The organism is Flavobacterium hibisci (genome assembly GCF_020026925.1).
Lineage (GTDB): Bacteria > Bacteroidota > Bacteroidia > Flavobacteriales > Flavobacteriaceae > Flavobacterium > Flavobacterium hibisci.
Genome location: NZ_JAIQDW010000002.1, coordinates 276570 through 302219, shown reverse-complemented (window position 1 = coordinate 302219; position 25650 = coordinate 276570). Strand labels below are relative to the sequence as shown.

At 33.8% G+C, this 25650-nt stretch carries 24 protein-coding genes and 1 tRNA gene; 18 read left to right on the top strand and 7 right to left on the bottom strand.

Annotated features, from left to right (window positions below; genetic code table 11):
• Positions 1-39 precede the first annotated feature (39 nt).
• Positions 40-846: an NAD(+) synthase gene (gene nadE, locus K8B81_RS03690; protein WP_223678943.1), complete on the bottom strand. Its 807-nt coding sequence runs from the start codon at positions 844-846 to the stop codon at positions 40-42.
• A gap of 98 nt (positions 847-944) precedes the next feature.
• Between nadE and gldB the strand changes: the two genes are divergently transcribed.
• Together gldB and gldC are read left to right on the top strand one after the other, a co-directional pair.
• Positions 945-1901 carry a gliding motility lipoprotein GldB gene (gene gldB, locus K8B81_RS03685; RefSeq protein ID WP_223678941.1) on the top strand — a complete coding sequence of 319 codons (957 nt, stop codon included), beginning with the start codon at positions 945-947 and terminating at the stop codon, positions 1899-1901.
• On the top strand, positions 1901-2236 hold the full coding sequence (gldC, locus tag K8B81_RS03680; protein WP_025572557.1) for a gliding motility protein GldC: 336 nt from the start codon (positions 1901-1903) through the stop codon (positions 2234-2236). Before gldB ends, gldC begins: the two co-directional genes overlap by 1 nt.
• A 47-nt stretch (positions 2237-2283) precedes the next feature.
• Here gldC and K8B81_RS03675 read toward each other — a convergent pair whose 3' ends face one another.
• The 3 genes from K8B81_RS03675 to K8B81_RS03665 all read right to left on the bottom strand — a co-directional run bounded on the left by K8B81_RS03675 (position 2284) and on the right by K8B81_RS03665 (position 4509).
• Entirely contained in the window at positions 2284-2910 is a 627-nt protein-coding gene (locus K8B81_RS03675) for a hypothetical protein (protein WP_025572558.1), read from the bottom strand.
• Between the two features lie 171 nt (positions 2911-3081).
• Complete coding sequence (gene yihA, locus K8B81_RS03670; protein ID WP_223678939.1) at positions 3082-3702, bottom strand: ribosome biogenesis GTP-binding protein YihA/YsxC; 621 nt, start codon at positions 3700-3702, stop codon at positions 3082-3084.
• Positions 3703-3744: 42 nt separating this feature from the next.
• Positions 3745-4509 (bottom strand): alpha/beta fold hydrolase, encoded by a 765-nt coding sequence (locus K8B81_RS03665; protein WP_223678930.1) that lies wholly within the window; start codon positions 4507-4509, stop codon positions 3745-3747.
• Positions 4510-4887: 378 nt separating this feature from the next.
• Between K8B81_RS03665 and mraZ the strand changes: the two genes are divergently transcribed.
• The 15 genes from mraZ to K8B81_RS03590 all read left to right on the top strand — a co-directional run bounded on the left by mraZ (position 4888) and on the right by K8B81_RS03590 (position 21725).
• Complete coding sequence (mraZ, locus tag K8B81_RS03660) at positions 4888-5361, top strand: division/cell wall cluster transcriptional repressor MraZ (RefSeq protein ID WP_223678928.1); 474 nt, start codon at positions 4888-4890, stop codon at positions 5359-5361.
• On the top strand, positions 5336-6244 hold the full coding sequence (gene rsmH, locus K8B81_RS03655) for a 16S rRNA (cytosine(1402)-N(4))-methyltransferase RsmH (RefSeq protein ID WP_223678925.1): 909 nt from the start codon (positions 5336-5338) through the stop codon (positions 6242-6244). Before mraZ ends, rsmH begins: the two co-directional genes overlap by 26 nt.
• Positions 6245-6256: 12 nt before the next feature.
• On the top strand, positions 6257-6604 hold the full coding sequence (locus K8B81_RS03650; RefSeq protein WP_223678917.1) for an FtsL-like putative cell division protein: 348 nt from the start codon (positions 6257-6259) through the stop codon (positions 6602-6604).
• Positions 6595-8604 carry a penicillin-binding protein gene (locus tag K8B81_RS03645; RefSeq protein WP_223678915.1) on the top strand — a complete coding sequence of 670 codons (2010 nt, stop codon included), beginning with the start codon at positions 6595-6597 and terminating at the stop codon, positions 8602-8604. The genes K8B81_RS03650 and K8B81_RS03645 overlap by 10 nt, the downstream gene beginning before the upstream one ends.
• Positions 8601-10064, top strand: coding sequence for a UDP-N-acetylmuramoyl-L-alanyl-D-glutamate--2,6-diaminopimelate ligase (locus K8B81_RS03640; protein WP_223678913.1), 1464 nt, complete (start codon positions 8601-8603; stop codon positions 10062-10064). The genes K8B81_RS03645 and K8B81_RS03640 overlap by 4 nt, the downstream gene beginning before the upstream one ends.
• Positions 10065-10174: 110 nt before the next feature.
• Positions 10175-11407 carry a phospho-N-acetylmuramoyl-pentapeptide-transferase gene (gene mraY, locus K8B81_RS03635; RefSeq protein WP_223678911.1) on the top strand — a complete coding sequence of 411 codons (1233 nt, stop codon included), beginning with the start codon at positions 10175-10177 and terminating at the stop codon, positions 11405-11407.
• Entirely contained in the window at positions 11408-12739 is a 1332-nt protein-coding gene (gene murD / locus K8B81_RS03630) for a UDP-N-acetylmuramoyl-L-alanine--D-glutamate ligase (RefSeq protein ID WP_223678909.1), read from the top strand.
• 76 nt (positions 12740-12815) lie between these two features.
• On the top strand, positions 12816-14126 hold the full coding sequence (locus K8B81_RS03625; RefSeq protein WP_223678907.1) for an FtsW/RodA/SpoVE family cell cycle protein: 1311 nt from the start codon (positions 12816-12818) through the stop codon (positions 14124-14126).
• 41 nt (positions 14127-14167) lie between these two features.
• On the top strand, positions 14168-15253 hold the full coding sequence (gene murG, locus K8B81_RS03620) for an undecaprenyldiphospho-muramoylpentapeptide beta-N-acetylglucosaminyltransferase (RefSeq protein ID WP_223678905.1): 1086 nt from the start codon (positions 14168-14170) through the stop codon (positions 15251-15253).
• Between the two features lie 142 nt (positions 15254-15395).
• Positions 15396-16745, top strand: a complete 1350-nt coding sequence (murC, locus tag K8B81_RS03615; protein WP_223678903.1) for a UDP-N-acetylmuramate--L-alanine ligase — start codon at positions 15396-15398, stop codon at positions 16743-16745.
• Complete coding sequence (locus tag K8B81_RS03610; RefSeq protein ID WP_223678901.1) at positions 16732-17454, top strand: cell division protein FtsQ/DivIB; 723 nt, start codon at positions 16732-16734, stop codon at positions 17452-17454. Before murC ends, K8B81_RS03610 begins: the two co-directional genes overlap by 14 nt.
• A gap of 6 nt (positions 17455-17460) precedes the next feature.
• Complete coding sequence (ftsA, locus tag K8B81_RS03605; RefSeq protein ID WP_223678899.1) at positions 17461-18870, top strand: cell division protein FtsA; 1410 nt, start codon at positions 17461-17463, stop codon at positions 18868-18870.
• A gap of 82 nt (positions 18871-18952) precedes the next feature.
• Complete coding sequence (ftsZ, locus tag K8B81_RS03600; protein ID WP_223678897.1) at positions 18953-20932, top strand: cell division protein FtsZ; 1980 nt, start codon at positions 18953-18955, stop codon at positions 20930-20932.
• A 197-nt stretch (positions 20933-21129) separates the two neighbouring features.
• Positions 21130-21579: a GatB/YqeY domain-containing protein gene (locus K8B81_RS03595; RefSeq protein WP_223678895.1), complete on the top strand. Its 450-nt coding sequence runs from the start codon at positions 21130-21132 to the stop codon at positions 21577-21579.
• 72 nt (positions 21580-21651) lie between these two features.
• A tRNA-Arg gene (locus tag K8B81_RS03590) sits at positions 21652-21725 on the top strand.
• A gap of 150 nt (positions 21726-21875) precedes the next feature.
• Here K8B81_RS03590 and K8B81_RS03585 read toward each other — a convergent pair.
• Together K8B81_RS03585 and K8B81_RS03580 are read right to left on the bottom strand one after the other, a co-directional pair.
• Entirely contained in the window at positions 21876-22622 is a 747-nt protein-coding gene (locus K8B81_RS03585) for a hypothetical protein (protein ID WP_223678893.1), read from the bottom strand.
• Positions 22623-22651: 29 nt separating this feature from the next.
• On the bottom strand, positions 22652-23125 hold the full coding sequence (locus tag K8B81_RS03580) for an Mpo1 family 2-hydroxy fatty acid dioxygenase (RefSeq protein ID WP_223678891.1): 474 nt from the start codon (positions 23123-23125) through the stop codon (positions 22652-22654).
• Between the two features lie 161 nt (positions 23126-23286).
• Here K8B81_RS03580 and K8B81_RS03575 point away from each other — a divergent pair, with 161 nt between their 5' ends.
• Complete coding sequence (locus tag K8B81_RS03575) at positions 23287-23832, top strand: DUF4494 domain-containing protein (protein ID WP_223678889.1); 546 nt, start codon at positions 23287-23289, stop codon at positions 23830-23832.
• A 550-nt stretch (positions 23833-24382) separates the two neighbouring features.
• Here the strand turns inward: K8B81_RS03575 and K8B81_RS03570 are convergent.
• On the bottom strand, positions 24383-25612 hold the full coding sequence (locus tag K8B81_RS03570) for a TMEM143 family protein (protein WP_223678887.1): 1230 nt from the start codon (positions 25610-25612) through the stop codon (positions 24383-24385).
• Between the last annotated feature and the right edge of the window lie 38 nt (positions 25613-25650).

The following is a 25650-nucleotide window of genomic DNA, read 5'->3' as shown; positions in this document are numbered from 1 at the left end:
ATAAATTCTGTAGTTTATAACAGGCAAATGTTAAAAATATTATTTTAACGTTTTTGGTATCTCACAAACTGGTATTGCTTCCGTTTTATGTTTGTTGCTGGTGTTTAAACGTTTATAAATTTCAAATACAATTTTTTCACGTCCACTAAACTCAGCTCCTGTATTTCCTGCTTCTTCGGCAAGCATGGCCCATTCGAGTTCATCATAACTGGCGCCTAACTGATCTTCATCAGTTCTGTTGTCACCAAACAACCCATCTGTAGGTGCAGCTGTTAAAATTGAACTTGGAATTCTTAAAAATTCCCCTAAAGCATATACATCTGATTTCATTAAATCTGCAATCGGACTCAAATCGACTCCTCCATCTCCGTATTTTGTATAAAAACCAACACCAAAATCTTCTACTTTGTTCCCTGTTCCGGCAACTAAGAGTCCGTGAATCCCTGCCAGGTAATATAAAGAAGTCATACGCAAACGGGCGCGGGTATTCGCAAGAGAGAGATTTAGTTTTGCTTCATCGTCAGATTTTGGAACGGCTGTTTTAAATGCTTCAAATGTAGCTGTTAAATCAGTAGTGGTACTGGAGACATTTGGAAAACGCTTCTTTAATTGTTCAATATGTTCTCTTCCTCTTGAAACCTGACTTTCTGCCTGATGAATAGGCATTTCAACACATAAAACCTTTAAGCCGGTCTGAGCACATAAAGTAGAGGTAACAGCAGAGTCAACTCCGCCGGAAATTCCAATTACAAAACCATTAACTTTTGCGTTATTAGCATAATTTTTCAGCCACTCTACAATGTGGGTATTTACTTTTTCTGTTTGAATAGTGCTTTTTTTAGCCATAATAATTCAGGTTTTAAAATGTAGGGATGTATATTTGCACAAATATTTTTAAGTATATTTTTACTTAAGATAAGTAACACAAATCTAATTAAAATAAAATGAAAATATATCACTTTGTAGTGGTTCTGTCATTGTTTTTTTTGTCGTGCGATCAAAAAAATAAAGTAGAAAAAGCTGTTGAAGAAATTCCGGTTGATATTAAGGTAGAACGTTTTGATAAAATTTTTTTTGAAAGTAAACCTGAAGATTTACCAAAAGTAAAAAAGCAGTTTCCTTTCTTTTTTCCTCCGGGTAACGATGATAATGTTTGGTTGAGTAAAATGCAGGAACCAATCTGGAGGGAGGTTTATACAGAAGTTCAAAAAAAATACTCAAATTTTGAACCTGTCCGTCAGGAGTTTAATGCGCTTTTTCAACATTTGAAGTATTATTTCCCAAAAACTAAAACACCTAAAGTTATTACAGTAATAGGCGAGATGGATTATAATGCTAAAGCTATTTATGCAGATAGTCTGGTTATTGTTGCTTTAGAATTGTATTTGGGTAAGAATCATAAATTTTATCAGTTTCCAAACTATCTGAAGCAAAACTTTGAAGAAAAGCAAATTATGCCGGATGTAGTTTCAAGTTTTACTTACAGGAATATTCCGCCATATGAAGATAAAAATCTGGTTTCCCAAATGATTTTTGAAGGCAAGCAGTTGTATGCGAAGGATTTGCTTTTGCCTGATTATACTGATGCTGAAAAAATAGGTTATACCCCCGAACAGATAAAATGGTGCGAAGAAAACCAGGCCTACATGTGGCGCTACTTTATAGAAAAAGAAATGTTGTACAGTGTAGATCCTAAGCTTACAACACGCTTTATTGCTCCGGCTCCTTTTTCTAAATTTTATCTCGAAATTGATAACGATTCCCCAGGAAGAGTGGGTGCCTGGATTGGCTGGCAAATAGTTCGTTCGTATATGAAAAATAATACTGTAACTTTGCCTGAATTATTAAAAATAAATGCAAAAGAAATTTTCGAGAACTCAAAATACAAACCTAAGAAATAATGTCAGATACAATAAAATCAGAAATTAAATTCAATATAGAATTAGATGAAAACCGTGTGCCGGAAAAATTATCTTGGACCGCTAACGATGGAGGTGTAGAGGATGAAGAAGCAAAAGCAATTATGCTTTCTATCTGGGACAGCAAAGCCAAAGAAAGCATGCGAATTGACTTATGGACGAAAGATATGCCGGTAGATGAAATGAAAATTTTCTTTCATCAGACATTAGTTGCTATGTCAGATACTTTTAAGCGAGCTACAAACGACGAAAAAATGGCAGACACAATGAAAGATTTCTGTGATTATTTTGCAGAAAAATTAGAGCTAACCAGATAGGCAGTCAAATTTCAGGAAATAAAAAAAATCTCAAATCATATTATAAGTCATGATTTGAGATTTTTTTTCTCCTGGTAGGTTGGTAGACGATTTACAGGTTTGATAGAAATCTTTTTAATGTCATTTATGATTTTCCTGTAACATCCCATTATTACTACTGATGTCGGATAGTTTGTAATACTAAGTTCTTCTTCTAAACATCCTCCCGAAGCTCGTGAATAAATTATTTCGCCTCGGTTAAGATCGTATACTTCTACAATAACTTCTGCGTAAGTCATTTGTTTTTTATAGTAAAAATGATTTTGAAATTCAAAATTACTAAAGTCGTTTTTCGCATTTTTACATTTAATATTAACATAATAATCGGTATCAGCTGCTTTTTTGAGATCCAAAATTGCTGCTTTATCTAATTTCAATGGTACTTGTTTTGTAGCGAAGTACTTGCGTTCGTCCATTGAATATTTTACTCTTCTTCCTAAATATTTAGAAAAATCGGCCATTACAGCGCGTGTTAGTTTTGTTTTAGTATTTTGATCGACTTCTATATCGCCGATAAGCCAGGTGCCTTTAGAAAAATCCAGTGTATTGACCTTGTCTGTACTGTGTAAAAAGTAGTGAGTGACATTGCAAGAAGATAAAAATAATAGAAGTAAATAATAAAGGGTTTTCTTCATAAAAGAATCGAGTTAATTTGGATCAAATATAATTTAAAAAAGATAATGCTTTACGGTTGAGTCTAAAATAAAAAAATCAGATTCAAATAATTGCAATAAATAAAAAATCTCAAACCCTATAATTTAAACGGAATTTGAGATTTTATATTTAGCCATCTTCTTTTTTGAGATTTAGAACCCGGATTTGTTTTTAAAAACTTCCTGATTTACTTCGTCAATATAAGAAAGCAGTTCCTCTTTTCCAATTGATTCTGTAGAGGATGTTACAAAATACTGTGGCATTTCCGCCCAGTTGTTTGCGAACATTTGTTTTTTGTATGCAGCAATATGAGAGTCAATTTTTACTTTACTGATTTTATCGGCTTTTGTAAAAATAATACAAAATGGGATCTCGCTTTCACCCATGTAAGACATAAATTCAATGTCAATATTCTGAGCCTCGTGACGTATGTCGATTAATACAAAAGCACAAACTAATTGTTCTCTGGTTTCAAAATAATCGGTTATGAATTGTTGAAAAACAGATTTTGTTTTTTTTGAAACTTTAGCGTATCCGTACCCTGGCAAATCGACCAAAAACCAATTATTGTTAATTTTAAAATGATTTATTAGCTGCGTTTTTCCCGGTCGTCCAGAAGTCTTTGCCAGATTTTTATGATTGGTAAGCATGTTAATCAAAGATGACTTGCCTACGTTCGATCTCCCTATAAATGCATATTCAGGTAAAAATTCCTGAGGACATTTTCCAACTTCGGAATTGCTGACAATGAATTCGGCACTATTGATTTTCATGATTTTTATTTTAGCCTTTTATGAATAAAAAGTTATTAGATGCTATAAATTCTTTTTAGTGAGCCATTCTTCCAGAATTTCATTGAACTCCTGAGGATGCTCCATCATTGCTGCATGTCCGCATTTGTCTATCCAGTATAAGGATGAATTTGGTAATAATTTATCAAATTCTTCAGCAACATTTGGAGGTGTAACAGTATCGTTTTTACCCCAGATGATACAGGTTTCAACTGTCATTTTTGGTAAATCTTTTGCCATATTATGACGAATCGCACTCTTTGCAATTGTTAACGTCTTTATTAATTTAATGCGGTCATTTGCGGTTGCATATACTTCATCAATAAGTTCAGGAGTTGCAATTTTTGGATCGTAAAATACATCTTCTGCTTTCTTTTTAATGTATTCATAGTCGCCTCTTCTTGGGTAACTGTCTCCCATGGCGCTTTCATAAAGTCCTGAACTTCCTGTTATTACGAGTCCTGCTACTTTTTCAGGATATAATTTTGTGTGATAAAGGGCTATGTGTCCTCCTAATGAATTTCCTAGCAAAATGACCTTCTCAAAACCCTTAAAAGTGATGAAATCTTTAACGTATTTAGCAAAGCTTTTTACATTGGTTTTTAAAATGCTTTGGGTATATATTGGCAAATCAGGAATTACAACTTTGTATCCTTTCGATGGGAAATATTGTGCTACACCATCAAAGTTACTAAGTCCTCCCATTAATCCGTGTAAAATTACGATAGGGGTTCCTTCTCCAGCTTCAAAATAGCTGTATTTGCCTTCTTTTTTGTAGTGTTTATCCATTTAATTTAATGCCAATTTCAATTTCGACAAATATAGGGTTTAATAAATTAAAATGAATTTTTGCTGCTGTTTTTTAACTACATAATTTTTGTCGAATTTATAAAGTGCTTAAATGTCAGTTTTTTTAATGATTTTTAAGAAGATTGTAGAATGTTAAGGAATTGGGATAAAAAACATTTTTTTAAGAAAAATGCCTCTTATTTTTTTGAATTAATTAGAGATATTATTAATTCAGTAATAATTGATTAAAGTATTGATAATCTATTGATTAAGGTAATCAGGAAAGAAGTGGGTAAACTTATTAACAAAGTGGGATATTGTGGTAAAATGTGGTAAAATTTTTTATATTTTTGCTGTATAACATGTTAAGGAGTTTTTTTGAACACAATTGTAGGGACATATGAGTGTAAAGTCGATGCTAAAGGGAGGTTAATGATACCTTCACCTTTAAAAAAGCAATTGGCTTCCTCCCTTCAGGATGGTTTTGTCCTGAAGCGCTCCGTTTTTCAGCCGTGTTTAGAATTGTATCCAATGGATGAGTGGAACTTGATGATGCAAAAAATTAATAAGCTGAATCGTTTTGTAAAAAAAAACAATGATTTTATCCGAAGATTTACTGCCGGAGTTAAAATAGTAGAGATTGATGCATTAGGCAGATTGTTGGTTCCAAAAGATTTGGTTTCTTTTTCAAATATTTCAAAAGATGTGGTTTTTTCATCAGCAGTTAATATTGTAGAGATTTGGGATAAGGATTTATATGAAAAATCAATAAGTGGCGAAGATATGGATTTTGCAGATTTAGCCGAAGAAGTAATGGGAAATATTAATGACGACGACAATGGAATATCATAATCCGGTTTTGCTTCATCCTACGGTTGATGGTTTAAATATTAAGCCTGACGGAATATATGTAGATGTTACGTTTGGCGGTGGCGGTCATTCAAAAGAAATTTTAAGAAGATTAGGCCCGAACGGAAAATTGTTTGCTTTTGATCAGGATGAAGATGCTCTTGCTAATGCCTTGCCAGACGAAAGATTTACTTTGATTAATGAGAATTTCAGGTTTATAAAAAGGTTTTTACGTTTTCACGGAGTAAGAAGCGTAGATGGAATTCTGGCAGATTTAGGCGTTTCGTCTCATCAGTTTGATGTTCCTGAAAGAGGTTTTTCGACACGTTTTGATGCCGGACTCGATATGCGAATGAGTCAGAAAAATGATTTAAATGCTTACAGGGTTGTAAATGAATATGATGATGCAAATTTGAGAAGAGTATTTCTTGATTATGGAGAGTTGAAAAATGCTCCTGCCTTGTCAAGAACTATTATTGAGGCGAGAGAGGATAGTCCAATTAGAACGACTGACGAATTAAAAGATGTTCTGGCGAAATATTTACCTGAAAGACTTCGGAATAAAATATTAGCTCAGATTTATCAGGCTATACGTATTGAAGTAAATCAGGAAATGGACGTCTTGAAAGAATTTATTGAACAGTCGCTTGAAATCCTGAAACCAGGAGGAAGGTTTTCTGTAATCTCGTATCATTCATTAGAAGACAGGCTTGTAAAAAGATTTATTAAAAACGGAATGTTTGAAGGAGAGCCAGAACGCGATTTTTACGGTAATTTTTCAGTTCCATTTAAAACCATTGGAAAATTAATTGTTCCTGATGAGGCCGAAATTAAACAGAACAACAGGGCAAGAAGTGCAAAATTAAGAATAGCAGAAAAGATATAATATATAGGTAGAATGAAAAGTGGTGTGTTTAATTTATTAAAAGCAAGGTTTCTGATACATGATGATGCTGTAAAAAACTGGCGATTCATTGTTTTTATCATTCTGCTTGCTATAATAATGATAGCAAATACACAACGATATGAGCAAAAAGTATTTGAAATTGCAAAACTAAGTAATGAAGTTAAAGAATTAAGATCTGAATTTGTAGATCGGCGTTCAGAATTGATGAAGCTAAAAATGGAGTCAACAATATCGAATAAAATGCTTGAAAAGCAAATTTATCCATCTACTGTTCCTCCTGTAAAAATAGAAGTTAAAAAAGAAGAAGAAAAAAGTTTCTTTCAAAGAATATGGCAGTAGAAGATAGACATATATCCTACAGAATTTACCTTGTAGCAGTTTTCATCTTTTTGATGGCAATTGCTATTGTTGTTAAATTAACTAATATTCAGTGGGTTGAGGGGGATTATTACAGAAAATTGGCAAAACAGCGTACAGTTAGGAATTTCGTAATTCCGGCGAATAAAGGAAATATTTATTCAGCAGATGGAAGTTTACTGGCTACATCAATACCTAATTACGAAATACGGTTTGATTCAAGAGCACCTAAAGAAGAAAATTTCGAGAAATATATTAAACCTCTTTCAGATTCTTTGTCTTCAATTCTTGGAAGACCAAGCGGTTATTATCAGAATGAATTAAGAAAAGCAAGGGCAAATAAAAATCGTTATTATTTAATTGCCAGAAACCTTAGTTATACTGAATATGTTAGGATTAAAGGTTTTCCATTGTTTAATTTGGGGGCTTTTAAAGGAGGTATAATCGTTGAACAGGAAACTGTCAGAAAGCACCCGATTGGTAAAATTGCAGAAAGAACAATAGGTTATGACAGAATTGATCCGGCTACTGGTGTTGAAGTAGGAAAAGGAATTGAATGGGCATTCAAAAGTTATCTGAACGGCAAAGATGGTAAGATTTTGAAGCAGAAAATTGCTAAAGGGCAGTGGAAACCAATTCGGGATGTGAACGAGGTTGATCCAATTGATGGTTATGATGTGATTTCGACAATTGATGTTTTCATTCAGGATATTGCACATCATGCACTTTTGAAGCAATTAGAAGATTACGAGGCTGATCACGGTTGTGTAGTAGTTATGGAAACCCAAACCGGACATGTAAAAGCTATTTCTAATTTAGGAAGATCGGAAGATGGAACTTATTATGAAACTACTAATTATGCGGTAGCAGAATCTCACGAGCCGGGATCGACTTTTAAATTGGTTGATTTAATGGCTATTTTAGAAGATAAAGTGGCAGATACAAGTACAGTTTATGATAGTCATGGGGGAGTGGTGAAATATTACGGACGTAGCGTTCGTGATTCGCACACAGGCGGATACGGGAAAATTTCATTAGCACGCGGATTTGAACTTTCTTCAAATACAGTGATGGTTCAGGCAGTTTATGATAATTACAAAAGCAATCCGTCAAAGTTTGTAAATCATATTAAAAATTTTGGTTTGGATAAAACTTTAGGCCTGCATTTTAAAGGAGAAGGAAGACCTATTATTCCACATCCGGGAGATAAAAGCTGGTCAGGAATTTCGCTTCCGTGGATGGCTTTTGGATATGAAGTTTCGGTTACACCAATGCAGACATTAGCTTTTTATAATTCTGTTGCTAATAATGGTATTATGGTAAGGCCACAATTTGTATCAGAAATTAAAGAATGGAATAAAACGATTAAAAAGTTTGATGTAGAAGTAATAAATCCAAGAGTGTGTTCGCCAGAGACCATTAAAAAACTAAAAGCAGTTTTACTTAATGTGGTTAAAAAAGGAACAGGTTCTAAGTTGTATTCAAAAGATTTTTCGATGGCTGGAAAAACTGGAACGGCACAGATGAATTATGGAGGAAAAGAAGGCAAGTCAGCATTGTATTATGCGTCTTCTTTTGTTGGATATTTTCCGGCAGATCATCCCAAGTATTCTTGTATTGTAGTGGTTCATAAGCCTAATACATCTAAAAATAATTATTACGGAGCAGATGTTGCAGGGCCGGTTTTTAAACGAATTGCCCAAAAAATATTTACTGATGCGCCCTCAACAAATAAAATTAAGTATTTAGACTCTAAAATTGCAAAACAGGAATACAGTTATGACAAGTTTAATGTCGAATCTAATAAAAAATCAAAACGGATTCCGAATTTAAAAGGTATGCCGGGTATGGATGCGGTTGCTCTGCTTGAAAACTTAGGTTTAAAAGTAAGAGTAAACGGAGTAGGAAAAGTAAAGAATCAATCGATCCAGGCTGGTCAGAATATTAATAAAAACACAATTATAGTATTAGAATTATCGTGAAAATACTAAAAGACATATTATATAAAGTAGCTATTGAATCTGTAACAGGTTCAACAGACATAGCTATTCATAAAATAGATTTTGATTCAAGAAAAATTGAAGAAAATGACGTTTTTATAGCTATCCGCGGAACACTTTCTGATGGTCACGATTATATTGAAAAAGCAATTCAGCTAGGGGCGACAGCAATTATCTGTGATACATTGCCGGGAAATATTGAAAAAGGAGTTACATACATACAGGTAAAAGATACCAATACGGCTCTTGCTTTTATGGCAGCTAATTATTTTGATAATCCTTCCGGAAAATTAAAACTGGTTGGAGTAACCGGTACAAATGGAAAAACAACCATTGCGTCTTTGTTATTTCAATTGTTTCAAAAAGCAGGCTTTAAAGTCGGTCTGTTATCAACAGTTAAAATCATGGTTGATGAAACAGAATATAAGGCAACGCATACAACTCCGGATTCAATTACAATTAATTATTATTTAAATGAAATGATTGAAGCTGGTGTAACACACTGTTTTATGGAAGTGAGTTCGCATGGAATTCATCAAAAAAGAACAGAGGCATTGCATTTTGTTGGTGGAATTTTTACAAATCTTTCACACGATCATTTAGATTATCATCCAACATTTGCTGAATACAGAGACGTAAAAAAGTCGTTTTTTGATTCATTGCCTAAAACAGCTTTCGCTTTATCAAATATTGATGATAAAAACGGAACTGTGATGCTCCAGAATACCGGGGCAAGAAAACTTACATATGCTTTAAAAACCTATGCAGATTTTAAAGCACAGATTTTAGAAAGCCAGTTGTCCGGATTATTGTTGAAAATAAATGATAATGAAGTTTGGGTAAAGTTGATAGGTACTTTTAATGCCTATAATATATTGGCTATTTATGGAACTGCGATTGAGTTGGGGCTGGATAGCCTCGAGGCGTTACGTTTATTGTCTGATTTAGAGAGTGTTTCAGGTCGTTTTCAATATGTCGTTTCACAAGGTAATGTGACGACAATTGTTGATTATGCCCACACACCTGATGCTTTGGAAAATGTTTTAAAAACAATTGATGATATCAGGACTAAAAATGAACAACTGATTACAGTTGTGGGCTGTGGCGGAAACAGAGATAAGGCAAAAAGACCTATTATGGCAAAAATTGCTTCAGATTTAAGTGATAAAGCAATTTTAACATCAGATAATCCAAGAAACGAAGATCCTGAAATGATTTTAGATGAAATGGAACAAGGTGTAGCGGCTCATAATTACAAAAAGATATTGAGAATTACGGATAGAAAACAAGCCATAAAAACAGCTTGTCAATTGGCTCAGCCTAATGATATTATCCTAATTGCAGGGAAAGGACATGAAACCTATCAGGAAATAAATGGTGTACGTCATCATTTTGATGATATGGAAACAGTAAAAGAAATTTTAGAACAGCTAAATAAATAACAAAATTAAAATTCAAATCCCGTAACCTTGAGGCAAAGCCCAATGTAACTTTTGAATTTGGGATTTTAAAATGAAATTTAATTCGAATTGGAATTTAAAAAATAGAAAATATGCTATACTATTTATTTGAATATTTTGACAAAACACTTGATGTGCCTGGAACAGGGGTTTTTCAGTACATTACTTTCAGATCGGCTTTGGCATTTATGCTATCACTGCTTTTGTCAACTATTTATGGTAAAAGAGTGATCAATTTTTTACGCCGCCAGCAGGTTGGGGAAACAGTGCGTGAATTGGGTCTTGCAGGTCAAAACGAAAAAGCAGGTACACCTACAATGGGAGGTTTGATTATTATTTTTGCAACCTTGATTCCGGTTTTGCTGTTTGCTCGTCTGCATAACATTTATATTGTATTGCTTATTGTAACTACCTTATGGATGGGAACTATTGGTTTTGTTGACGATTATATCAAAATATTCAAAAAAGATAAGCAAGGGCTAAAAGGAATTTTTAAAGTTATTGGTCAGGTTGGTCTTGGTATTATTGTAGGAGCGGTTTTATATTTTAATCCTGCTGTTACAGTAAGAACAGATACAGGAAAAACAGATGTTTTTAGAACAGCAGCAAATACAACCGTTGTACTTCCTGCGCCTGTTGAAGAAAAATCTACAGCAACAACAATCCCTTTCGTAAAAAACAACGAATTTGATTATGCTGAAGTTTTATCGTTTATGGGAGACGGATACGAAAAATGGGCTTGGTTAGTGTTTATTCCGGTTGTGATTTTCATTATTACAGCAGTTTCAAACGGAGCCAATTTAACGGATGGAATTGATGGTCTCGCTGCCGGAACCTCTGCAATTTCTGTACTCGCCCTCGGAATATTTACATTCGTTTCAGGAAACATCATTTTTTCCAATTATCTGAATATAATGTACATACCCAATTCAGGAGAAATGACCGTTTTTATATCTGCGTTTGTCGGGGCTTTAATTGGTTTTCTCTGGTATAATTCATTTCCTGCATCAGTATTTATGGGAGATACAGGAAGTTTAACAATTGGAGGGATCATTGCAGTTTTAGCCATTGCAGTCCGTAAAGAAATATTAATTGTTTTATTCTGCGGAATTTTCCTTGCCGAAAGTGCTTCAGTAATTATACAGGTAACTTATTTTAAATACACCAAAAAGCGTTTCGGAGAAGGCCGCAGAATATTCCTGATGTCACCGCTGCATCATCATTATCAGAAAAAGGGATACCATGAAAGTAAAATCGTAACCCGTTTCTGGATTGTTGCTGTAATGTTAGCCATATTATCAATCGTTACTTTAAAACTAAGATAGATGAGATTGGTTGTTTTAGGAGGAGGAGAAAGCGGCGTTGGAACTGCTATCCTCGGTAAGAAAAAAGGATACGAGGTTTTTGTATCTGATTTTGGAAAGATTAAAGAGAGTTATAAAGAAGTTCTTATCATTAATAAAATTGCCTGGGAAGAAGAACAGCATACTGAAGATTTAATTCTGAATGCAGATGTGGTGATGAAAAGCCCCGGAATTCCGGACAAATCCCCGATAGTAAAAAAGCTTATTGCTGCAGGGGTTAAGGTGATTTCTGAAATTGAGTTTGCGAAACCTTTTACTGAAGCTCTCACTATTGGAATTACCGGTAGCAATGGTAAAACAACAACAACAATGCTGACCTATCATTTATTAAAATCAGCAGGTTTGAATGTAGGTTTAGGAGGCAACATCGGGAAGAGTTTCGCCTGGCAGGTAGCCGAAAATAAATTTGATGCGTACGTTCTTGAATTAAGCAGTTTTCAGTTAGACGGAATAATAGATTACAGACCTGATATCGCCATCATAACCAATATTAGTCCGGATCATTTAGACAGGTACGAATATAAATATGAGAATTATATCAATTCAAAGTTCCGGATAACAATGAACCAGACCGAAACTGATTATCTGATTTACGATGCAGATGATGAAGCAAGTACAGAATGGTTAAAGAATAATAAAACAAAAGCAAAATTAATTCCTTTTTCATTGACCAAATCATTCGATGAAGGGGCTTCTATAAATAACAACAAAATGGAAATAAAGATCAACCAGGAAGAGTTTACAATGGAAACAGAATACATTGCGTTAGAAGGAAAACATAATATGAAAAATGCAATGGCAGCAAGCTCTGTAGCAAAATTGATGCAAATTAGAAATGCAACAATTCGCGAAAGTTTATCAAATTTTCAAGGTGTTGAACATCGTTTAGAAAAAGTATTAAAAATCCAGAATGTACAGTATATCAATGATTCTAAAGCAACAAATGTAAACGCCACTTTTTTTGCTTTAGATAGTATGAATGTTCCAACTGTTTGGATTGTAGGAGGAGTTGATAAAGGGAATGATTACAACGAATTAATGTCATTGGTACGCGAAAAAGTAAAAGCAATTATCTGCCTGGGAATCGATAATCGTAAAATTATAGAATCTTTTGGAAATGTTGTGGACATAATGGTGGAAGTGAATAATATGAATGATGCTGTAAAAACAGCGCAAAGATTAACAGAAAAAGGGGATGCAGTTTTATTGTCTCCAGCCTGCGCAAGTTTCGATTTATTCGAAAACTACGAAGACAGAGGAAAACAATTTAAGCAAGCGGTACATAACTTGTAGAAAAAAGTTTCAAGTTTCAGGTTTAACGTTGTGTGAAACCTGAAACTTGAAACAAAAAAACTTGAAACTAAAAATAATGAAGGAGTTAGTTAACAAATTAAAAGGAGACAGGGTAATATGGTCATTCGTGGCTTTATTAGCACTGTTTTCGTTTATGCCTGTTTTTAGTGCAAGTAGTAATCTGGCTTATATCGGGCACGGTACAGGAAATACACTGGGTTATTTGATTAAACATTTGGCTCATATTTGCATTGGATTTTTAATTATTTACTGGGTGCATAAAGTGCCATATCATTATTTCAGGGCTATATCAAAAATAGCGCTACCTGTTGTTTGGTTTTTACTCGTTTATACATTGTTAAAGGGAACTGTAATTGCGGGAGCTAATGCAAGTCGTTGGATTCAGGTTCCTTTTATTGGAATCACATTTCAAACATCAACTTTGGCATCTATCGTTCTTTTTATTTTTGTAGCACGTTATTTATCTAAAACTAAAGAAGAAAATGAACCTTTTCAGGTTTCATTAGTACAGCTTTGGATTCCGGTGTTTATTACCCTGGCACTTATTTTACCAGCAAACTTCTCTACAACAGCATTGATTTTTTGTATGGTAATAATGCTAACTTTTATTGGGAAATATCCATTAAAATATATTGGTTTTATTATTGGTTCTGGTATTGCAATGCTGATGTTTTTTTTATTGGTAGCAAAAGCATTTCCGGATTCAAGATTTTTTAGCAGAGTTGGAACTTGGGGAAGCCGTATTGAAAACTTCACCACAGACAAACCTGACGAAGATGATTATCAGATTGAAAAGGCAAAAATAGCTATTGCATCAGGAAGATTGGGTGGTTTGGGTCCAGGTAAAAGTGTGCAGAAAAACTTTTTGCCACAATCATCTTCTGATTTTATTTATGCAATTGTAGTAGAAGAATATGGATTGGTAGGAGGAGTTTCTATCCTGCTTTTATATTTATTATTGCTGTTTAGATTTGTAATTGCATCACATAAAGCAAATACACTTTTTGGGAAATTGGTTGTAGTTGGACTCGGTTTTCCAATGATATTTCAGGCAATGATTAATATGGCTGTTGCAGTTGAATTATTGCCGGTAACAGGACAGACCCTTCCACTTATAAGTAGCGGAGGTAGTTCAATCTGGATGACTTGTTTTTCTTTGGGAATCATTATTAGTGTAACTAAGAAAGAAGAAGAAATCGCTGAAGAGAAAGAAGAGAAAGAAAGAAGAAAAGAAGCGCTTCAAAGGTTAATTGATAAAGAATTGGCAGAAGAAGATTTGGCTGCTAATGAAATATATGAAGAAGAAGAAATGTATTCAATTCTGGATAATTCTAAAAATCCGATGAATGCAGTATTGAACAAATAAAATTAGAAAAGAATAGTTTAAAAACTATAACTTTTAAAAATATGACAAAGTATAAATTCATACTAAGTGGTGGTGGAACAGGAGGACATATTTATCCTGCAATTGCGATTGCAAACGAATTAAAATTACAATTTCCTGATGCTGAATTTCTTTTTGTAGGTGCCAAAGATAAAATGGAGATGCAAAAAGTACCTCAGGCAGGCTACGAGATAAAAGGGCTTTGGATTGCTGGTTTACAGCGAAAACTGACTGTGCAAAACCTGATGTTTCCATTAAAGTTAGCATCAAGTTTGTTAGAGTCAAAAAGAATTATCAGGCAATTTAAACCCAATGTAGTTATTGGTACAGGTGGTTTTGCAAGCGGACCTTTATTGCAGGCAGCAGGCTCGGCCGGAATACCTACTGTAATTCAGGAACAAAATTCATTTCCGGGGATAACAAATAAGCTGCTCAGCAAAAAAGCAAACGCAATTTGTGTGGCTTATGAGAATTTAGAACGCTTTTTTCCAAAAGAAAAAATTGTTTTAACAGGAAATCCGGTTCGTCAGGATTTGATTGATATTGATACAAAACGTAATGAGGCTATTGCTTTTTATGGTTTAGATCCGAATAAAAAAACACTGTTAGTTTTAGGTGGAAGTTTAGGTGCCAGGAGAGTTAATCATCTAATCGAAAAAGAACTGAATAATTTTCTTTTGCAAAATGTACAGGTAATTTGGCAATGCGGAAAATTATATTTTGAGGATTATAAAAAATACAATCAGCAGGATGTAAAAGTAGTTGATTTCATTGAAAGAATGGATTTTGTTTACGCTGCTGCAGATCTGATTATTTCCCGGGCAGGGGCATCATCAGTTTCAGAATTATGTATTGTTGGAAAACCGGTAATTTTTATACCGTCGCCAAATGTAGCAGAAGATCATCAGACCAAAAATGCTCAGGCAATAGTAGATGCAAAAGGCGCAATCTTATTAAGGGAATCAGAATTAGATAGTCAGTTTAGTATTGTTTTTGAAGCACTTTTAAAGGATGAGGGAAAACAAAATCAATTAAGCGATAATATTAAAAAACTCGCCAGACCCAATGCTACAAAAGTAATTGTAGATGAAATTAAAAAGTTGTTATAATATAACTTTTTAATGTAATTATAGAACAAAATAAAAAAATCATAACGTTATTTTTAAGCGTTTTGAGTTGTTAAATAATGAAAACATAAAGGCTTAATTACTAGTTTTTTATAAACGTAAAATAGCTCAAAATAAAAATCAAATGAATTTAAATCAAATACAAAACGTTTATTTTATTGGTATCGGAGGAATCGGAATGAGTGCCCTGGCCCGTTATTTTAAATATATCGGGAAAAAAGTTTCGGGTTATGATAAAACTCCTTCCATGCTTACAAATGAATTGATTGAAAGTGGTATTGATATTCATTTTGAAGATAATATTAGTTTGATTCCATCTGATTATTATGTAGAAAATACACTGGTGATTTTTACACCGGCAGTTCCAATGACGCATTCAGAGTGGAATTACTTTATTGAAAGACAGTATCAGGTTAAAAAACGTGCAGAAGTTTTAGGTATTATTACCAAGGGGACGTTTAGTTTTGCAGTAGCAGGAACACACGGAAAAACGACTACTTCTAGTATCTTGGGTCATATTTTGTATGAAAGTGGGGCAGATGTTACGGCATTTGTAGGCGGAATTGTTGAGAATTATAATTCAAATCTAATTGGAAACGGAAAAACAGTAACAGTTGTCGAAGCAGATGAATTTGACAGATCGTTTTTGCATTTACACCCAAATATTGCCTGCATAACATCGATGGATGCAGATCATTTAGATATTTACGGGACCAGTGATGCTATAGAAGCTTCTTTTGTAGAATTTGCCTCCAAAGTTGAAGATAAAAATAATCTCTTTATTACTACAGAATTGCCCTTAGATGGAGTTCAGTGTGCAATTAATGAAGAAGCTGTTTACAAGGCCTTTAATGTTAGGATAGAAGATGGAAGTTACGTTTTTGATGTGCAAACACCATCAGAAATTATAAAGGATTTGCGTTGTGGACTGCCAGGGAAGCATAATTTGATGAATGCATTGATGGCTATTGCAATGTCAAAAACTTTTGGAACATCAACAGATGCAATTGCAAAAGCGCTGGCTTCTTTTAATGGAATCAGAAGACGTTTTTCATATCAGATCAAATCTGAAAATTTAGTTTATATAGATGATTATGCACATCATCCAACAGAGATAAATGCTGTACATCAAGCCGTTAGGGAGCTGTATCCAGATCGAAAAGTACTGGCGGTTTTTCAGCCGCATTTATTCAGCAGGACGAAAGATTTTGTTGATGGATTTGCAGAAAGTTTGTCGCAGTTTGACGAAGTCTTTTTAATGGATATATATCCGGCAAGAGAGCTTCCGATGGAAGGGGTTACTTCTGAATGGCTGTTGGCTAAGATGACTAATTCGAATAAAAAAATTGTTGCAAAAGAAGATTTATTAGCCGAAATTAAATCAAATGATGCATCGGTAATTGTGACAATCGGAGCTGGTGATATTGGAGAGATGGTACCATCAATTAAAGCGATTTTAAATGAAAATATTTAATTGGACAAATATAAGATTAGTATTTATTTTAGGGCTTGTTGTCTTTCTGTATTCGTTTGCCCAGCACCGAAACGGAGACAGAAAACTGATGAAATCGGAGGTTATTTTTGTAGGAGAGAACAAGCTTTTTGTAAAGCCTGAAACGGTTAATAAATTGTTGATAGAAAATAAAAGAGACGCTTCCAGTATCCGAAAAGATGAGTTAGATTTGAATAAAATAGAGAAAAGCATCGATACACAAGAGATGGTTGAGAAATCAGATGTTTTTGTAAGTATTGATGGAGTTCTTAAAGCGCGGGTAAAACAGAGAACACCAATAGCAAGAATTTATGATGGTGGAAGCTCTTTCTATATTGACTATGAAGGGAATAAAATGCCTTTGTCAGACAATTTTACGGCGCGTGTTCCTCTTGTTTCGGGAACAATAAATAAAAAAAATAACGAAGATTTAGCTGCCCTATTTCGCACAATTTATGACGATGCGTTTTTGAAAAAAAACATCATTGCAATAGAAATTATGCCTAATGGTAGCTTAAAAATGTTTAATAGAAATTATAATTACTTCATTGATTTTGGCAGAACAATGAATGTGGATCAAAAATTCAGGAATTATAAAGCTTTTTTTCAAAAGGCTGTTTTAGATAGTTCGTTATATAAATACAATAAAATTGATCTGAGGTTTACGGAACAAGTAGTTTGCACAAAATAATAGAAAATGGAAAAAGATAACATTGCAGTAGGTCTAGATATTGGAACAACCAAGATAGTTGCCATGATAGGCAAAAAAAATGAATATGGGAAATTAGAAATCCTGGGCATTGGTAAATCCAAAAGTCTGGGTGTTGCAAGAGGCGTTGTAAATAACATCACCCAAACTATTCAATCGATTCAGCAAGCTATTCTTGAAGCCGAAACTAATTCAGGTTACAAAATTAAAGATGTGGTTGTGGGCATTGCAGGACAGCACATCAGAAGTATTCAGCATACCGATTACATAAGCCGAAATAATCCGGAAGAAGTTATTGGCGAAAAAGATATTCAGCTTTTGATTGACCAGGTAAATAAACTGGCGATGTTACCGGGAGAAGAAATCATTCATGTACTGCCTCAGGAATTTAAAATTGACGGACAATCTGAAATTAAAGAACCAATAGGAATGTACGGCGGAAGACTTGAATCTAGTTTTCACGTGGTAGTGGGGCAGGCATCATCAATCCGAAATGTTGGCAGGTGTATTCAGAGTTCAGGAATTGAATTATCAGGATTGACATTAGAACCGTTAGCTTCTGCAGACGCTGTTTTAAGTCAGGAAGAAAAGGAAGCTGGTGTTGCACTTATCGATATCGGTGGGGGAACAACAGATTTAGCTATTTTTAAAGATGGAATCATTCGTCATACTGCTGTAATTCCTTTTGGAGGGAATGTAATTACAGAAGATATCAAGGAGGGATGTTCTATTATTGAAAAGCAGGCTGAGCTTTTAAAAATAAAATTTGGATCTGCCTGGCCGGGAGAAAATAAAGATAACGAAATCGTTTCTATCCCAGGCTTAAGAGGGAGAGAGCCAAAAGAGATTTCGCTTAAAAATCTGTCCAAAATTATTCACGCACGTGTGGTAGAAATAATTGAACAGGTTTTCTCTGAAATTAAAGCTTATGGACATGAAGATCCTCGTAAAAAATTAATTGCAGGAATTGTTCTTACAGGTGGCGGCGCACAGTTAAAACACATTAAGCAGTTGGTAGAATATATAACAGGTATGGATACCAGAATTGGATATCCAAACGAGCATTTAGCTGGTAACTCCAGCGAGGAAATTTCAAGTCCATTATTTGCAACTGCAGTTGGATTGGTAATGAACAGTATTGAAAATAGTACACAAAGTGCTGTCAGAATGGAAGTAGTAAATGAGCAGCCAAGAGTGGTTTACAGAAATGTTCCTCCGGTACCACAACAGCGATACGAAGTTGAAGAAAACTACGTTGAAAGAATGGAAACGATTGAACAATCAAGAGAAGTTAGAAGTAATGTTGCTGTTGAGGAATCTACAGAGACTAAAATAAGAAAATCGTTTTTTGACAGATATGTCGATAAAATCAAAGATTTTTTAGATAACGCAGAATAAAAAGAATAAGAGAAAAGGAATTACTATTGGCCCCAAGTCAAGAGTAAAAAATGTATTAAATAAGAATTTCAAAACCAAAAAGATGATGAGCAACTCAGAATTTGGAAGCATTTCATTTGATTTACCAAAAAACCAATCAAATGTCATCAAAGTAATAGGCGTAGGAGGGGGCGGAAGTAACGCAATTAATCACATGTTCCAGCAAGGAATAAAAGGTGTAGATTTTATCGTTTGTAATACAGATTCACAAGCATTACAAAATAGTTCTGTTCCAAACAAAATTCAGTTAGGGGTGAATTTGACAGAAGGTCTTGGAGCAGGAGCTAATCCTGATGTAGGACAACAATCTGCTATCGAAAGTATTGCCGATATTGAGAAAATGCTAGATCGTAATACTAAGATGGTATTTATTACCGCTGGTATGGGTGGCGGAACAGGTACAGGGGCTGCTCCGGTAATTGCGCAATTGGCAAAAGAGAGAGAAATTTTAACAGTTGGTATTGTAACAATTCCTTTTCAGTTTGAAGGGAAAGTGCGTCAGGAACAAGCACTTTTAGGAATCGAAAAACTGCGTAAACAAGTAGACTCGTTAATTGTAATCAATAATAATAAATTAAGGGAAGTATACGGAAATCTTGGTTTTAAAGCCGGATTCTCGAAAGCTGATGAAGTATTGGCAACGGCCTCAAGAGGTATTGCAGAAGTAATTACGCATCACTATACTCAAAATATCGATTTACGTGATGCTAAAACTGTTTTGTCAAATAGTGGAACAGCTATCATGGGATCTTCTGTAGCTACTGGTGAAAACAGGGCTAAAGAAGCTATTGTTTCAGCATTGGATTCTCCATTATTAAATGACAACAAAATCACAGGAGCCAAAAACGTATTGTTGCTTATCGTTTCTGGATCAGACGAAATTACGCTGGATGAAATTGGAGAAATCAATGATCATATTCAGGCAGAAGCAGGTTATAATGCCAATATTATCATGGGGGTTGGTGAAGACGAATCTCTGGGTGAAGCTATTGCTGTAACTATTATCGCAACTGGTTTTGATGTTGAACAACAAAACGAGATTGTAAATACTGAGCCTAAAAAAATCATTCATACACTAGAAGATGAGCAAAGAAGTGTTCATAATCTAACAAACAGACCGCTTGCTTCTTTTGATTTAAATGCTGAAACGCCTATTGCGAAACCAGAAGAGAAAGTTGTTTTTGATTTGATGGAAGATACAAATGCTCCGGTAATACCTACTCCGACAACTCCAGTTGCTGTTGCTCCAACTATGAATCAGGAAGAGTTAGTGGTAATGTCAGAGTTTATAAAAAATCTTGATGTAACTTTTGAAATTGTTTCGCCAATTACAGATATAGATTTTACAATTTCAACCCCGGAGGTAAAGACTTTTCAGGAAACACAAGCTCCGCAAAGAATTTTTGAGAAGCAGGAACAAACTACATTTTCATTTGATTTACCTCTTTTCAGAGCTGAACCAGAAGTAAAGAAAGAACCAGTTGTAGAGGATAATAAAATTTTGTTCGAACTGACAAATGAAACCCGTAACATAAAAGTTAATGAACCCGTTTCTTTCGTGCCGGTTACAGAACTTTCTGAAAATGGAATTATAAAGTATTCGTTAGAAGAATATATGGAGGTGGAGAACGATTTAATCGCATCAAAACCGGTTGAAAAAGTGATAGAAGATGTAATTCCTGAAGAATTAAATATCACATTGAAACCAAAGACTGAATTTGCCAGCGAACCTGACTTTTCAGCAGCTTCAAATGTTTCTCCAATGGAATTGACAATTGAGGAAACGTTGCGTCTAAGAGCTGAGGAGAGAAGAAGAAAACTAAAGGAATTCAATTATAAATTTCATAACAATGTTTCCAGAATTGATGAACTTGAAAAAGAACCGGCATATAAAAGATTAGGAATAGATTTGTCGAATTCGCAATCAAATAACACCAATTCAAGAATTTCAGTTGGAACAGACAGTAATAATGATTTACAATTACGTTCAAACAATTCGTTCTTACACGACAACGTAGATTAGGTTTAAAAATCTAAATATTTGGATAGCCCGAAAATTGGATTTAATTTTCGGGTTATTTTTTTTATCTTCGCACAGAATTTAAAATTTGACTTTTTTTAAATAGACATTCAGACGTCTGTTATAGTTACAAACGAAGCCAAAATAATCTAATTAATATAGCAATGATAAGCAGCTTGCTTATTTAAATAAAATATAAGATGAGTTTACAAGCAAAAATCATGGATGAGATTAAAACCGCCATGAAAGCAAAAGATACGGTAGCTTTAGAAGCTTTAAGGGCAGTTAAGTCGGAATTATTATTAGCCTCAACATCATCAGGGTCTAAAGAAGAATTAACTGAGGATGAAGAGATAAAACTACTTCAGCGATTGGTAAAAACGCGTAAAGAGAGTGCCAGGATTTTTACTGAACAAAACCGTCCTGATTTAGCAGAACCTGAATTGGCTCAGGTTGCAGTAATTGAGAAGTTTTTGCCTGCTCAGTTAAGTGAAGAAGAAGTAGAAGCTGTGATAGCAAAAATTATTGCCGAAACAGGAGCTTCAGGAATTGCTTCGATGGGTAAAGTAATGGGATTAGTATCTGCTCAACTTGGTGGAACTGCTGAAGGCAAAACCATTTCCACGATTGTTAAAAAATTACTTTCGTAATAATAAAAAATAAATATATCAGGTTCTCAATTCCAATCCCTAAAATAGATTTTGAATTGATTATTTAATATTGATCGCGTAGTTCAACTGGATAGAATATCAGATTTCGGCTCTGAGGGTTGGGGGTTCGAACCCCTCCGCGATCACTTTGAAAGGACAAAGGAGAGAAATTTTTCTTCTTTGTCTTTTTTTTTAGGAGCTGTTTCCAGCCATCCGCTATATCTTTCCCTGCCTAAAGAAGTCAGGCAAAGGATGCCGCTTCTGTCTGGGCTACTGTGTTGAATCTTGATAAAGTATTATTCCTCAAAAACATTCTCTGTATCAACCGGATTATTTTCCTGATATATTTTTTTGCCAATTATGCCTTTGTCCCCCAATGCACGCCCTTTAATTAGCCAGGCAATACCAAAAGCAAAAAGAGAAAGGGATTCAAGAATCAAAGTTGAATAGGTAGAAAGTTTCAGGATTTCTGAAACCGGTACCATAATTACAAATGCAATAATCGAATAACCACAGAATCTGTAAATGTTATTTTCGTTTAAAATACTTTTAGGGCTTCGGGTTTCATTATGTTGCCCAACGGTAAAAACGTTGATAGCCAATAAAGCCATTATTAGGAATAATATAGCAGCACAACCATAATGAAGCCAGCCAAGATATTTTTCTGGGTATGGAATTAAAGTATAAATTTTATTAGCAAAATCATTGGGATTTGTCGGAAATAATGCCACACCCGCAGCCATAATTCCGGCAATATTAGTTAGTAAGTTATCGTTTTTCCAGATAGATGTATTTCCAGAACCTCTGTAACAAATTAAAAATAATCCAACGGCAAATAAAGTTCCTGTAAAAATTTCTCTAAGATTTGTATAATAATAATGGCTTATTGAAGGCTGAAGTTGAGTTTTGAAAAAAGGAAAAAATGATAAGCTAATTAGAAATATCGGAAGACTTATTCCTAAATACCCAATAGTGCGCCTTATTCTTCTATAAGTAAAAAGATGATATTTTTCAACTTTAACACCGTCCTGATCAATTTTCATAATGCGGAATCATTAGGAAGTGATAAACTTTAAGAATGTTCCTTTCTTTTAAACAAATTCTCCACAACCCAGGCCGGGCCAATTAGTAAAAACTGAAGGTCTTTTAAGAAAGAAGGTTTTTTTCCTTCAATATTATGTCCGTAAAACTGCCCAATCCAGGCAATTACAAAAACGCCAATTGAAAATAACCACAAAGGAACGAATTGTGAGATGTAATAATTTACAATCAGGCAAATAGCTGAAAAAAGGGCAATTTTTAAAGCCATAGCAACAGACAGCCGAATATAGAAAACCAGTACAAAAAGTAATACTGCTACAGCCCAGTTTTCGATTATTGGCGTTTTGAGTCGTAAAGTATCAGCAATTAAATTGCTTGGGATACTCATGAGTAAACCTACGATAGAAAAGTAGATGGCCGGTACACACACATAATGTATGGCTTTATTTTTGGGATTCTGATGACTAACAGCATATTCTTCAAACCATTGTTCTAATGTTTTCATTTTTTTTGGTTTAGGAATTCTATCAAATCTATTAAATATTTTTGATTTAGCCACAAATTTTGTACTGATTCTATTTTTTCAAATTTGTGAATATCTATTTTGTAAAAATGTGAGTTTTATTTCTGCTAAAATCTATCTTTGGCATCCTTAAAAAAATAAATATGAGTGCAATTTGGTATGAATGCAAGGTAAAATATAGAAAAACTGATGATATTGGATCGCAAAAGGTCACAACTGAACCTTATTTAGTGGATGCAATATCTTATACGGAGGCTGAAAGCAGAATCAATGAAGAAATGAAAGCTTATGTGAGCGAAGAATTTAAAATCACAAACATAAAAGTGGCAAATTATGCAGAAATTCATCCGTTCGAAAATGCAGACCGTTGGTTTAAATCAAAAGTTTCTTTAATAGCGTTTGATGAAGACAGCGGAAAAGAACGCAAAACCAACATGTATATACTGGTACAGGCTAATGATGTAAAAGAAGCTTATGATAATACTGTTGCGGTTATGAAAAATACTATGGGAGATTACACTATTCCAGCAATCTCAGAGTCACCAATTATGGATGTTTTTCCTTATTTCAGTGGAGAAGAGGAAGATTTAGAACTATTAGAAAGATTCAATACGCTCAAGGCTTCAAAACCTGAATTGGTAGCTGTGGGAGAATCACAAGAAGATTATTCTGAAACTGAAAATGAATAGATCATATGATAATTAAAAAAGGAAGAAAACAGAGCAGTTTCTTCCTTTTTTAATTAGTAAGCACAAATTAGAATATTTTGTCGACCAGCTAAAATGCCCTCAATAGCCAGATTGTATGCATTTTTGTAAAATCAGAAAAAAGATAGCAACAATAAGAAATACAATCCAAAGTCCAAGTAGCATTTTTTTGGTCATTTTTTAATTTTTCTTTAATTGAAATTATTTTATAATTCAGTTTTTTATAATTTATTTTAACTGTTTTGCTGTTTTTTTAGCTTAAAAGGGCATTAAAAAACAAATATTATAGGTTTAAAACAGTTTTTTTGTAAAATTCTATATTTTTTTAACTGTTCAATATTACAAAATTAAATCGATTAAGTGTAAAATAAATCGGTAAAAAACGTATTATTTCTTATTTGACAATATACAGAACGCTTTAGTATCTATAATTTGATTTCTGTAGTCTATTTTTATAATATCATTAATTTTATTTGAAAAAGGGAAAATAAAAATGATTAATTGCGTAAATTACTTACAGAGAAGTGAGGATTTATTTTTGGTTATAATTAAAAGCATTGTCCCATAACTCATCAATTTTGATAAGTGCATCTTCAAGGGCAATGACTTTCCACTTGCCATTAGTTTCAATTCCAAGGCCAATGTTTTTTAATTTTAGTAAGGCTTCTTTTGTGTTAAAATCAAGATTCGTGTTTAATTTATTTTTAAACCAGGTCTCGATTTGATCATCAATTTCTTCGGCTGTTAACGGATCTTTACTTCTGTATAAAAAAGAGTATGCCAAAATAGTTTCTTTGAGTACTTCTTCTTCGGATGAATTTAAAAGTGAATAAAAAGCGCCGCTATTATTTCCAATATTTTTAAAATACAGGCTGTCAGAAAGCATTTTAGAGTACCTGATTTTCTTATTTATAAAATTATTATATTGGCGAAAACAATATGCGGATAAAATTCCCAATGCAATTAATCCCTGATTTAGAGAGGTTTTACTATTTAATAAATCAATAGCTTCTCCTGTTCTGTAAGCTTCGTACATATTAATCAAAGCAGGGATCACTTTTGCACTTAGTAATGAAATTCCACCAAATATTCCAGGCACCCAAAGTAAAAGTTTGTCTGTAGTGGACATTTTTGGAATGGCATTTGGAAAAATAGTTTCAAGATCATTTTTAGGAACGCGCTTAAAAATTTTCAGGACAATTGATCCGGGATCAACAGGCATTTTTCCCAGCTGTACTTTTTTTGTAGTAAGATAATCAGCATCGTTATAATTTAGGTAAATCATGACGCGCTCATAGTATTCGATCTCAATTTCTTTTTTCCAGAAAATATATTTTTTTACTTTTTCTTTGGTTTTATGTTGCCCTCGAACATAAAGTTCATAGTCCTTGAAGGCATTAAGATCTATTGAAAGTTTTAAGCCAATTAAATCAGATTCCTTAAATGCTTTATCTAAGGTTTCCTGCTCGACACGCCTATAGTTGCCGTTTTTTAAAACTTGTAGAAGTGTTTCCTTAAAAATTAAATAGTTGCTTTTTCCAATATATATCTCACGTTCTTTCTCACTTAAATCAGGATCGAATAAGCCATAGTTTTGCTTTAGGTTCCGATTAAGGTTAAAAGTTTCATAATGATAATAGTGTTCGATGATGTCGAATAACTTTTTAAAATCGTCTACTTTTTTCTGATCTTCTGCAAAAGCAGCTATTTGTTGATCGAGTAAAAATTCCTTATTGAAAGGAATGTAATTTTCTCGTCTCATAAGAGTATTGGGCTTTAATTTTTTAAGGGTATTTTGAA